The organism is Tessaracoccus sp. OH4464_COT-324, assembly GCF_003932855.1.
In the GTDB taxonomy this organism is placed as follows: domain Bacteria; phylum Actinomycetota; class Actinomycetes; order Propionibacteriales; family Propionibacteriaceae; genus Arachnia.
In genome coordinates this window covers 17793-29520 of sequence record NZ_RQYZ01000030.1, presented here as the reverse complement: position 1 = coordinate 29520, position 11728 = coordinate 17793, and the positions used below count along the sequence as shown (strand labels likewise).

Here is an 11728-nt window from a genome sequence, read left to right as displayed (position 1 = left end):
GCACCTACACCTCAAACTGGTGGGCCAAGGTCACCTACAACGGCCGCGAGGGCTACGTGTCCCGCGCCTACCTCAGGATCCCCACCGGCCAGCCCAACGTGCCCGAGTGTCACAACCCTGGCGGCGGCGGCAACTCGCGCATCAACGGGCCGATCTCCCGCGCCGAGGTGCTGGCCAGGGCACAGACCTGGGTGGATCGTCGGGTGCCGTACTCGATGTACTCGACGGCCAGCGACCCGCAGGGGAAGGCGTATCGCTCCGACTGTTCCGGCTTCGTCTCGATGGCTCTCCATCTCGACCAGAGCCTGAGCACCGTCACTCTGCCCGGTAGGGTGCACCAGATCTCCAAGGACGAGCTGCGTCCCGGCGACATCGTCGGCAACCTCGGCCCCGGCACCGGCGGAGCCAACGGCCACGTCGTGATCTTCGCGGGCTGGGTGGACGGGTCCCGCACCAAGTTCCGCACCCTGGAGCAGACCCCGGACTACGCCCAGTCGCGTGTCCTCACCTGGGGTTCGCGCTTCTACCTGCATGCCGCCTACCGCTACAACAACATCAGCGACTGACCCTCGGTGGGGAGGCGCGCACCGCTCCTCCCCACCGTCCCCAGCGTGCACCGCTTCGGGTGCCAGCGCCTGAGCCGCGCTGCGGAAGCGCTGCCGGGACGGGAACGCCCCGGGGCAGAGAAGAGCCCCCACCGTCTGTCTCCTGCACCGGGCGTGCAGATCAAGATGGTGGGGGCTTTTTTCGCCCGATCCGGTGCGCGGCGACGCTTGAGCGACACGGCCTAAGATGCTGAATCAGCGACGAAGGAGGCCTTACGTGAGTGGCGACGCCCAACACCTGACCGCCGTCGAGGCCGACCACTGGGGCGATCTCGACCGGGCGGTGGCGCTGGCCTCCGGGCAGGTCCTGCGCGCGGCGGACACCACCGTCGAGCAGCGCGTGGCCAACCACCTCCTGCTGGCCCGCGTGCTGCGCCACCGCGGGCTGGGCGACGACCTGCGGCGCGCGAAAGACGCCGCGCAGCAGGCGCAGCGGCTCGCGTCGCTGCCGACGAGCCCCAGCCGGCTGCTTCCCCACACCCGGCTGTCACTCGCCGGCACCCTCCTGGCCCTCGGCGACGAGGCCCAGTGTCGTCGGATCGCCGAGGCCCACGTGCGGCCCGGCGAGCGGCCCGCCCCCGACGTGGCCGCCTGGGCCTGGCGGCTGCTGGGCCAGGCCGCGCTAACCCGGTCGGATGTGTTCGAGGCCGTCGCCGCCCTCCTGAACGCCCGTGCCGAGGAGCAGCTGGGCCCCGCGCCCGGCACCCGCACCACCCGGGTGCTGCTGCTTTCCGCCTTCAGCCGGGCCGGCCACGTGCTCGACGCGGACCAGGTGGCCCGGCAGACCAACCTGGGCGAGCTGCCCCCGCATCCACAGGCGGCCTTCCTGCTCACCCACGCCGAGCATCTGCACCGCTACGGCCGTATCGCGGAGGCGCTCGACGACCTCGGCCGTACCGAGGTGCTGCTGCGCGCCGGTTCCAGCCTCGACCGGCTGCGCGCCCGGCTGCACCGGCTGCGCGCGGCCTGCCTCGACGACTGGTGCCTCGACGAGGAAGCCCGCGCCGAGCGTCGCCTGGCCCGACAGCTCACCACGTGGGGCACGCCCGCGCCGCCCGTCGGCCCGGTAGCGCCACTCACGGCGACGCCAGCCCGGCCCGCGCCCGTCCCCCTCACACCCGACGCCCCCGGCCAGCGGCCGGTGATCGAGATCGTCCAAGAGTTCGGCCGCCTGAGGAAACTGGAAAAGCAGCACATCCGAGAGCTGGAGCAGGCCGTCGCGCGGCTGCACGGCATCCCCGGGGAGGAGCGCGCCGAGGCGCTCGCCCTGGTAGAGGCCGGCTCCCTCCTCGCCCACTCCGAGTCGGAACACCACCCGACGGCGCAGCGGCTCCTCCGGCGCGCGCTGGCCCGTCTCGACTACCTGGAGGGCACCGACCTCTGGCGGGCCCGCTGCCAGCACGCCCTGGGGCTGCTGCTGGCCGAGCGCGCCCCGGAACAGGCCCTCGACCTGCTGCTGGCGGCCATCCGCACCCTGAACGACCAGCGCCACCAGATGCCCAACCGCTCCCACCGCTCGACGTGGCGCGAGCGGGCCGAACGCCCGCCCTTCGGGGCCGCGATCGAGCTGGCACACCGCCTCGGCCGGGATGCCCTGGCCGCCGACCTGATCATCCACTCCCGCCTCACCGGGGTGGTCTCGCCCGCCGCCGACGGCCCCCGCCCGCCCCGGCGGGAACGGGTGGACGAGGTACCCCTCAAGCACGTGCCGCAGCTGCACTACGTCGACGACACCCGCTCGGCCCTCGGCGGGCCCGGCGCCTGCCGGTTCCTGTGATGTGAGGCGCCCGCCAGGCTGCGCCGCCGCGGCGCGGTGATCGTCGTGGCCGAGCCCCACAGGATGGGCGAGTTGCCGAGCGTGGGCCGCGCCCGCCAGTCCGCGAGCCGCCGTCGCTGGAACCCGCACAGCTCCGCGACGGGGTCGGCCGCCCCCTGCGCCCGGTCGAAGGCCGCCACGAGCTCGGCGAACACCCCGTGAGCCTCCTCGTCCTCGCGGGCGAGGGCCGCGTCGGTGGGCAGCGGCCACAGGGTGCCCTGCACGAGTTCGGCGCCGCGCAGCAGCAGCGCCGTCGCGAGCCCGAGCGGCTCCACGTCGGCCAGGTCGGTGCCGGAGGCGCAGGCGACGATGGCCGCCCTCGCGGGTGCCCGCCAGTCGGCGAAGATCAGGTCCGCGGCGTTCAGCCGACCGCGCGCGAAGAGGAACTCCACCTCCCCCGGGCGGCCGGCCGCGTGCACGGCATGGCCGAGCAGGAACAGCCGCGACACGCCGTCGCGCAGCCAGTCGAGCACCGGCCGCTCGTCGGCGCATCCGGTCAGGATCACCGCCTCCACATCCGCCCCACCGGGCGCGCACGGCACATACCCGGCGGGCAGCACTGCGCCGTGGCGGGTGAGCGGGTCGAGGACGTAGAGCGGGGGCGCCGCGTCGTCGAGGTCGGCGTCGTCCTCCGGCGGCCGATCCCGCCGCTCGGTCGGGGGCGCCGCGTCGTCGGGGCCGACGGCCGGCCCCTCGGCGACGTCGCGCGGCAGCAGCGGACCAATCCATGACACGTCGGCCAGCTCGATCAGCCGCCGGTCGCCCGCGACGGGCAGCAGCCCCCACGGCACCCGGGCCAGCCTGGGGCTCGGCAGCACCCGCACCTCCACCCGCTCCCGCTGCGCCAGCAGTTCCGCCACCAGCCTTTCCGGCAGCAGCGCCCCGGCCAGCAGCCGCATCAGCTCCCGCTCGGCGGTCGCGTCGGCGAGCGGCCCGGTGAGACGCTGGTCGTCGAGGCTGGTGGGGTCGCCGCCGGGCAGGGCCGCGTCGAGGGCCGCCAGGGCGGCGTCGAGGCCGACGCAGCGGTGCACCCCAACCGGCCGGTCGGTGCCCGCCCACCGCCAGCTGAGCCACTGGCCGTCGAGGCCGTCGCCGACGATCTGCACCGTCGGGCGGCGAAGTCTGCTCCACATCCGCGTGAACCCCTTCCCGCTTTGACACACTGGGTGCATGACAAACAATGCCACCGACAATGGTGCCCTGTTCGGTCTCGACGACGACCACACCGCCCAGCTGCTGGCCCGGCGACTCGCGGCCCAGCCCGGCGCCCCGGTGACCGCGCTGTTCAGCGACGAGGAGGTGGCCGCGCTGTGGGCGGGGCAGCCGGGGGTGCGCGCGCTCGTGTGGGAGCCGACGCTGGTGCGCGACGTGCTGGCCGCCTTCCCGCCGGAGCCGGTGGAGCGGCTCGCCCCGCCGCCGATCGTGCTGGGCGACCTGCCGATCGCGCGCCGGCTGGTGCAGGAGATGGCGTTCGGCTGGGCCGAGGCCGGCGGGACGCTCACCGTGCACTGCCTGGGCGGCTGCGACGAGTGGGCGCGCGAAGCGTCGGCCGTCAAGCAGGTGGCCGCGACGTGGGTGCAGGTGCCGCTGGAGCCGCGGCCCGTCGTCGAGGCGGTCACCGAACTGATGGCCCGGTGGCAGCCGCCGAAGCCGAAGCGCGGCACCCTGACGGGCCCGACGGTGTACGTCGCGGCCAGCCCGGAGGGCCGGGCGCTGGCGGTGGCGCGCGCCGTGGCCGACGAGGTGCCCGGAGCGCGGGTGGTGGCGCTCCTCTCCGGCGACATCGCCTGGCCCACCCCCGACTCGGTGACGGTCTTCACGGGCGCTCAGGCCCGCGCACGCGCCCTGGCGGGCGGGGAGGAGCCAGACCAGCGGCTGGCGCGGCTGCTGTTCGACGACGCGGCCTGGCTCAGCGCACCGGACGCGCAGGCCACCGCGCCCGCCGAGCCCCTGTTCCCGCCGATCAGCCACGATCCCGCCGGTGGGGCGGACTGGGAGCGGCAGGACGAGCGGGTCCGCTCGGCTTTCACCATCGTCGCGGAGGCGTGCGGGGAGCTGCTCGCCGCCGGCGGGGTGGCGGCGCGCCTGGGTGTGGGCTGGTCGGAGCCGGTGGTGTGGAGCCCGCAGGAGCTGGCGGCCGTCGCCGACGGGCTGCTCGGACTGCTGGGTGTGGCGCGCACGCCGGGCACGTTGCTGAGCGCGCTGGAGGTGGCGGCGCGGCTGCCGGTCCTCGCGGCGCGCGCGGGCTGGCGGCTTAGGCGCGCGGGCGGTGGGCAGCTGTTGAGCGCGGAGCTGGTGGAGCTGCTGGCCCCGCAGGTGCACCTGGCCTACCAGTCGGCCGATGCGGCGACGGGCAACGCCACGGGCTCCCCGCTGGCGGCGGAGCTGTGGGACGGGTTGACGGAGTTCGAGCGGGCGAGCAACCGGGCGGTCGTCGTCGGGTGCGCGGTGGCGCATGCGGCCGCGGGGCTGGGGTGGCGTCCGCGCTCCGCTGCGGGCGGCGTCGACATCGCCGACCAGCTAGGGTTGCTGGCGGAGCTGGAGCACCGTCGCTGGGCGATCAACGAGCGCCGACACGGGCGGGCGGACCACGAGTGGGCCAAGCCGTGGGCGCAGCTGAGTGAGGATTTGCGCAGCTACGACGAGAGGATCATGGCCGCGATCCCGGCGATCCTGGCCGACGCGGGCCTGGAGCTGTACCCGCTGGACGCTACTGGCTGACGTCGGCGGCGGGCCCCACCATCCGGTAGTGGTTGACCAGCCTGTCGGCGGCGACGATCCACTCGGCACCGGAGTCGTCGCGCAGCACCCACTGCCCCGGGCCAGCCGTTTGGGGGCCTTCCCGGGAGTCGACGCGCTCCCCCACCGCCGCGACCCGCGCCCGCACCCGCCCGATGCGGTCGTAGATGGCGTCGGCGCCCGCCCGCTTCCGGTGGGTGGCGCGGAAGCGGTCGGGCTTGACGGTGCGTTGGCTGCACCCGGAGGGATGGTCGACGATCATGTAGTCGCCGGTCTCCGCGCGGAGCAGGTTGCCGCTGTCATCGCGCCACTGCTCGGTTTCCTCCACGACGCGCACCACCCGCACCTGCCCGAGCCGCTGCAGCACCCACCAGCCGTCGTGTCTCCGGCTGGGCGCGACGGGGTAGAAGCCGAGCACTTCGAGGACGCGCAGCAGGCCCCGCAGGGTTTGGGCGGTTCGTTCGATGGCCTGCGCCCGGTTGGTGTCGTCGAGGTCGCTGAGGGGGTGGAGCAGGTCGTTCAGGAGGAGCGTGTCGTCACGCTCCGGGGCGCCGCACCAGCCCGTGTCGTGCTTGAACGTCATCCAGGCGCGATGCTCCAGCGGCACGAGGAGCCGCAGCAGTTCGTCGCTGGGCGGGCGGTACCCTTCCGGTTTTCGGGGCTGCCAGGTGTAGCCGAGCTGCGATAGCCACGTGAGGAGGCTCCAGGTGGCGCGGAAGTTGCTGTCCCGCTCGGTGGCGGGCATGTCGCCCCAGGTGCTGAGCGCGCTGCCGATGGTGTAGGAGTCGGCCACTAGTTTCGCGGCCCTGAACCACGAGTCCTGCGGCACGCCCTGCAGCGGGTTCGGGGGCTGCGGGGCACCGTCGTCGGGCGTGACGGCGGCGCCGCCCAGGCTGGGGCCGAACGGGTGGAGGCAGCCCAGCATGGGGTGGCGGGCCAGGCCGCGCACCCCGTCGGTGGGGATGAAGATCCGCACAGCGGGCCCGGGCGGGTTTCCGGCTTCCGGCCCGACGGTGGGCGCGGGCTGGCCGGGGCGGTCCTGGAGCCTGAGCGCGAACGCCTCCAGCCGGGCGCGTTCCGCCTCGGTGGGCTGCGTGGCCAGCACGATACTCACGGCCGCGCCGGCCGCGCCCAGCCGCTCCAGCTCGGTGTCGTCGAGGATGGTGTCGCGCTCCTCCGGCTCGCTGAGGCGGGCCTTGCGCTCCACCACCTTGCGCCACGGCCTGACCCCCAGCTTCTCCGTTTCGGCTTTCCCGCCGCTGGGATCTGCGTCCGCCGGTTTCGCGGGCTGTTCTCGCTTCTCCGCTTCCTCCAGCTTCTCCAGCAGCAGCTTTCCCGTCTGACGCTGGAAGCGCCACTCGTCGCGGAAGGCGGCGGAGAGGTCGGATTTGCCGACGATGAGCACGCGCCCACCGTCGTCGAGGTCGGCGATGTGCTCGGCGAGGGCGTGCACGCTCACCTGGGCGGTGCCGATCGTCGAGATGAACACCCGCGGCCCGGAGAGCAGGTCGGCACGCTGCGGGTCGGCGCTTTCCTGAGCCGAGGACTGCCCGGGTTCCGTCGCCTGCCCGGGATCGTCGTTTCCGGCATGGCTGGGTGCCGCGACCCGCCACGAAGCCGCCTGCTGGGCCGCGTAGTGGCGCGCCGGCAGGTAGCGGTCGATGCGCACGATGATCCGGGTGGGGGCGCGCTGCTCGTCGCGGTAGGCGCGGCCGAGTTTGGTCAGGGTGCGGCGGATCACCTCGGCGGCTTCCAGGTTGGCCTGCTCGTCGGCGGAGAGCAGGTAGGCCCGGCGCAGCGCCACGTGCTTGCCGCGCGCCTTGCACAGCCTCTCCAACCACCGCAGCTCCTTGGCTCGGGCGGAGAGTTCACCGCGGATCACCTGCACCCCGTAGCGGCGCACCTGGTGGATGAGGGGATGGTCCGGGTTGGCTTCCGCGACGACGACGCGCGAACCGTCGGGGTCCTCCGCCAGCGAGCGGATCACGGGCAGGGTCTCCTCGCTGAGACCGGTGATCAGGATCACCCGGGGCGCCTGACGCGCCCGCCAGCGGGCGATGGGGTCGGAGGTGATCTCGTCAACGACCACGTAAACAGCGCCGAACAGCACCACCACCCCGCCCAGCTCCGCCGCCTGGAGGGCGAGCGGAACGATGGTGCAGGACTCGGGTGCCGACTCGCCCGCGAGCAGCAGCAAGCTGTGGTAAACCTGCGAGAACACCGGCACCCGGCCGGGAAGGCAGTCCCACACCCACATCGCGCAGCTCGCCAACGCCACCACATAGGCGGCGAGCCCGCCGAGGACGTAGAAGTTGCGGTAGCGGTTGTCACGCGGGATGGCGCGGAACACGAGCACGGTCGCCAACGCCCCGCTGGCGAGCAGCGCGACGATGATGCCCGCCTGCCACCAGCGGCCCAGGTGGTCCGCGAAGCAGAGCCCCACCGTCAGGCCGAAGAACAGCAGCAGGCTGGCCGACACGCCCGGCCACCGCCGAGTGCGGGCCGACCTTCCCCGGGCCGCCCGCGGCAGCTGACGAAGATGCCGCACCCGCACCCCGACGCGCCCCCACCGCTCCCGTCGCGACTGCGGCTGCCCGTCGACGCCAGCGTCCCGACCGCGCAGGATGCCCCACAGCCGCCGCAGCTCCGCGCCCGAGAACCACCTAGGGCGCCCAGCCTTGCGCGCGCCGCCGTCCTTGCTCCCACCTTGACGAGTTGCCACGTCTCATCCTCCCAGCCCTACGCCCCACGACGAAACACCCGGGCACTTCACCTGCACACCACCCTCCGACGGCGGTGCCAGCCCGCCAACAATCCCCCCCGGGCCGCGGGCGATAGCCGTGGGCGCGGGCCGCGCCGAGAGGTTCGCTGAACCAGCCATCGGGTCGGCCTCGCCAATCGCCTTGGTGCGCTCCTCGACGAACGGGCCGCTGCTTTGCTAGTTCGCTAGCCCGAACCGCTCCGCCAACTCAGCCGCATACGCCAGCCACTCATCCCGATCCGACGGACCGGTCTCGGCATACCGCCGAGCCGAATCCCAGGACATCCACCCCAGTCGCGGGTGATCCGGCCGGATCTCCAACGCCGCCCGGAAACTCACAGCCGCCTCCCGCCAGCGACTCCCCAACTCGGGAGAATCCGGAACAAGCAACGCCATCCGAGCAGCCGCCACCCCAAGGTCCCACAGGACTTGCGTATTCCCCGGCTGGGCCTCCGCCAGCACCCGAGCAACCTCCAACGACTCCTCCGCCAACCCCAACGCCCGACCCGGATCCGAATGCGCCACCAAATCCACCACCCGATCCAGCGACGCCGTCAGGTCCCGCCTCGCCTGCAAACTCTGAGGCTGCTCCCCCACCAACACCCGAGCAACCTCCAACGACTCCTCCGCCAACCCCAACGCCCTACCCGGATCCGAATGCGCCACCAAATCACCCACCCTGTTCAGCGACACCGTCAGGTCCCGCCTCGCCTCCAAACTCCCCGGCTGCTCCCCCACCAACACTTGGGCAATCTCCAACGCTTCCTCCGCCAACCCCAACGCCCTACCCGGATCCACCTGCCCCACCAGGTCGCGCAACGCCAACAACGCCGCCACCCGGATTCGGCCCGAATCGCGCGGCAACGCCTCCACAACAGCTTCAACCAGCGCCCCGGGCCGCGCATCCGTGACGTGGGCCGCCGCCTCGGCAAAGAAGTTGGGGATCTCACCAAACCGTTCAGGCCGGAAAGCAAGCGGACGAGCGAGCGCATCGAGCAGGGCATCCACCTCCCACCGATTCGAAGGCGATGAGAAGTCACTCTGAACATGGTCAGCCCGGGCCATGACATACTCATCAATCCCCTCCAACAAGGCCCCGTTGCCCTGATTCAGGTGTTCGGCGACCAGCCGGTGCATCCGGCCCGTGATCCCCGGGTACGTGCCCTCCTCGATCAGGCGGCGCCCCTCCAGGACCCCACGGATCTGGTCCCATCTGCCCTTCAGATGCTGCCTGCTGGCCTCGAACACTTCTGGCACCACGTCGCGCGCCAAGGCCTCCAGCCACGGCCACGGGATCATGTCCGACGGCATGGCCGCCGCCAGCTTCAACACCTCGACACTGCCCGGGCAGGACTCGTCGAGACTCTTCAGCGTGTCGCCCAGGATCACGCCCAGCAGCTTCTGCTTGTGCAGGATCGCCGCCTGCTCCCGGGTACCGGACTCGGTCAACTCGTCGCCGGCCAAGGCACCATGCTTCCTCAGATGCTCCAGGTACTCCCGCACCGTGACATTCTGGTTCGACAACAGGTACACACCCGCCTGCTCCACCGCAAGCGTGAAACCGCCCAGCAGCTCCGCCAACTCGTGGGCCGCCTGCTCCTCGTCCTCCGACGCGAAATCCGGCAGGTCGTCGCCCTTCCGAACCGGCTGGAGTGCGCGCAGCAAACCCACCGACTCCCACACGTCCAACCCGCCGATCGGGACATGCGCCAGCTGCGGAAGATCCGGCAGATCCTGCACCCCCAACCGGGTGGTCGCCGCCACGTGGAACTCCCGACCATGCGGCAACTCCCCCAGCTGCTCCGCCCCCAGCAGCGACACCTGATCCACGTTGTCCAGGATCAGCAACACGTGCTGACCATCCCGGCTACGGCGACGCAGCTCCTCGCGCACGCACCGTCCGGCCTCCTCCGGATTGCCCCTGGCGTCCTCCGGCACCACGAAACCCGGCAGATCGTGCGCCAGCCGGGCCAGCAGCGGCAGCATCTCCCTGGCCCCTTCCGCAGGCAGCAGCCACGTCCCCGCCGCGAAATACCCCTTCTTCTGCTGCGAGTAGTACCGCACCAGCTCCGTCTTGCCGATCCCCCCGAACCCCTCGACGGCGGTCACCACACCCACCGACGTGTTGTCCACCAGCACCTCGTCCAGCCGGGACAGCTCCTCCTGCCGCCCAACAAACCGCCACGTCCCCTGACCGACATTGCTGTCGATCCGCTCCCAGCTCTTGATCTCACGCCACCGCTCGCGCAGCTGCTCGGCCAGCCGCTTCACCACCCCCGCGAGCCTCTCGCGGTCGACGCTCCCGGGCTCCCGCGAGAACATGCCCCTGAGATCATCCGTCGCCTGCATCCGGTGCACCTGTGCATACCAGCGCTCGTGTGCCTCGTCGGGCTCTTCCAGCTCCACGTCCTCCAGGAACACCGGCACCAGCCCCGGCGGCAGCTCCTCCGAGCCCTTCGAACCAGGCCTGCGCCTCCCCTCGTGCCCCTGGAACTCCCACAAACACGGCTGGCTGGCGAAGTAGTTCTTCGACGTGCACGCCACCATCACCGGGGCCTGCCGCAGCGCGTAGGACAGCTTGCTCTTCCACTCCTCCGGGGTCGTGATGTCCGAGCGGTCGAAGAACACTCGGAGCTCCTGGCCATCCGACGTCTCAAACTCCCGACGAAGCGCCGCCACCAGCTCCGTCACCCAGCCGCCCACATCATCGCGACGCGCATAGCTCACGAACACCGAGTACGGGCGAACATCACCAGCTGCGGAAGACACCGTCGAACCCCTCTCTATGCCGACGGCAACAATTCTGGGCGCTCCCAATATCCCCCGGGCCAAACGGCCTGAAACGCTCGGCTGTGTTGAGCGTTCCCCCACCCGGGCGCGACGCCGGCGCGCCACGCCCCACACACCAGGGGTCGCTTGGGGCGACGTCGGCAACCATCCGCCGCCAACGTCGCCCCTCGACGTGGTGCCGGTATGAGCTCAACGGCCGGTACCTGCACCACCTCCCCCAAGGGGTCGGCGACGATCCCCACATCGCGCCGACCATTCACCCCCATCGCTTCGACGATGCCCCGCACCATTCGCGGGGCACCGCCCGGGTGCCGTCGTCCCCCGTCGGCATCCCGCCGCCCGGCGCGCCCCGGAACCCCCCGCTCCGGTCCGCTGGGCTCAAGCAGCCGTGACGGGCGCGCGCCCCACCCGGGCAACCCCGGCGCGCAAAGTAGGCAGTCTTTCCCCCACACCACGGCGCCCGCGGCGCCCGTCATAGCGGCCATGTCCTCCTCCTTTCCTTCCTCCTACCCCTATCTGACGGACAGAGCCCCGGACGCCACCATCATTCGGCCCTGACCAGCGCTTTTCCTCGACGACGGCCCGGCCCCGGCGCGTTGTCCGTCAGAACCGCCCGGCGCAAAGCGAGGCGGGGGGCAGCCTGTGGGTCGTGGCCCGCGCCCGGCGGGCGTGTTGGCGGCGATGGCCGGGTGGGGAAGCCCGGTGCGCGGGCCGGGCGGTGTTCTACGGCTCTGCTGGGGCCGCCTGGGTCTGCCCGGTTCGGCGACGGAAGCTGGGCTGGATTCTGGATGCGTATGTCGGGTGAGCAACTCGCTCGCCGGAGATACGGAAGGAGCCCATCATGTGGTTCGTGTGGTGAACAACCCGCCGCTATGACAGCGGCAACTGAAAAAACCCGTGGGGTCGGCGCACTGAACGCCGACCCCAATTACATTCCCCCGTTTCCGCCAACCGGCGCGTTCCCTCAACCACCCGCCCCGACGACGCCCTCCCCGCGCCGAAGGCCGACGGCAGGCG

Annotated in this window: 7 protein-coding genes; 3 read left to right on the top strand and 4 right to left on the bottom strand. The window is 72.2% G+C overall.

What is annotated here, in order from left to right; translation table 11 throughout:
* Together EII42_RS13020 and EII42_RS11710 are read left to right on the top strand one after the other, a co-directional pair.
* Positions 1–566, top strand: a 566-nt coding sequence (locus tag EII42_RS13020; protein WP_199729880.1) for a C40 family peptidase, incomplete at its 5' end; no start/stop codon positions are given.
* A 256-nt stretch (positions 567–822) separates the two neighbouring features.
* Complete coding sequence (locus EII42_RS11710) at positions 823–2382, top strand: hypothetical protein (RefSeq protein ID WP_125172325.1); 1560 nt, start codon at positions 823–825, stop codon at positions 2380–2382.
* Here the strand turns inward: EII42_RS11710 and EII42_RS11705 are convergent.
* Complete coding sequence (locus EII42_RS11705) at positions 2325–3554, bottom strand: CHAT domain-containing protein (RefSeq protein ID WP_158676499.1); 1230 nt, start codon at positions 3552–3554, stop codon at positions 2325–2327. The two genes, EII42_RS11710 and EII42_RS11705, sit on opposite strands and share 58 nt — an antisense overlap.
* 37 nt (positions 3555–3591) lie before the next feature.
* On the opposite strand from EII42_RS11705, the gene EII42_RS11700 reads away from it, so the two are divergent.
* Positions 3592–5142: a hypothetical protein gene (locus tag EII42_RS11700; RefSeq protein ID WP_125172323.1), complete on the top strand. Its 1551-nt coding sequence runs from the start codon at positions 3592–3594 to the stop codon at positions 5140–5142.
* Here the strand turns inward: EII42_RS11700 and EII42_RS11695 are convergent.
* From EII42_RS11695 to EII42_RS13015, 3 genes are all read right to left on the bottom strand, one after another.
* A complete protein-coding gene (locus tag EII42_RS11695) occupies positions 5132–7882 on the bottom strand; it encodes a hypothetical protein (RefSeq protein ID WP_125172322.1) in 2751 nt (916 codons plus the stop codon). The two genes, EII42_RS11700 and EII42_RS11695, sit on opposite strands and share 11 nt — an antisense overlap.
* Positions 7883–8098: 216 nt before the next feature.
* Entirely contained in the window at positions 8099–10690 is a 2592-nt protein-coding gene (locus EII42_RS11690; RefSeq protein ID WP_158676498.1) for a toll/interleukin-1 receptor domain-containing protein, read from the bottom strand.
* A gap of 14 nt (positions 10691–10704) precedes the next feature.
* Positions 10705–11196: a hypothetical protein gene (locus EII42_RS13015; protein WP_158676497.1), complete on the bottom strand. Its 492-nt coding sequence runs from the start codon at positions 11194–11196 to the stop codon at positions 10705–10707.
* Positions 11197–11728 lie beyond the last annotated feature (532 nt).

What these genes read in the sequence shown, in the direction of transcription:
- EII42_RS11705 (WP_158676499.1), bottom strand. Translation starts at nt 3,554, where the DNA reads ATGTGGAGCAGACTTCGCCGCCCGACGGTGCAGATCGTCGGCGACGGC.
- EII42_RS11700 (WP_125172323.1), top strand. Translation starts at nt 3,592, where the DNA reads ATGACAAACAATGCCACCGACAATGGTGCCCTGTTCGGTCTCGACGAC.
- EII42_RS13015 (WP_158676497.1), bottom strand. Translation starts at nt 11,196, where the DNA reads ATGGCCGCTATGACGGGCGCCGCGGGCGCCGTGGTGTGGGGGAAAGAC.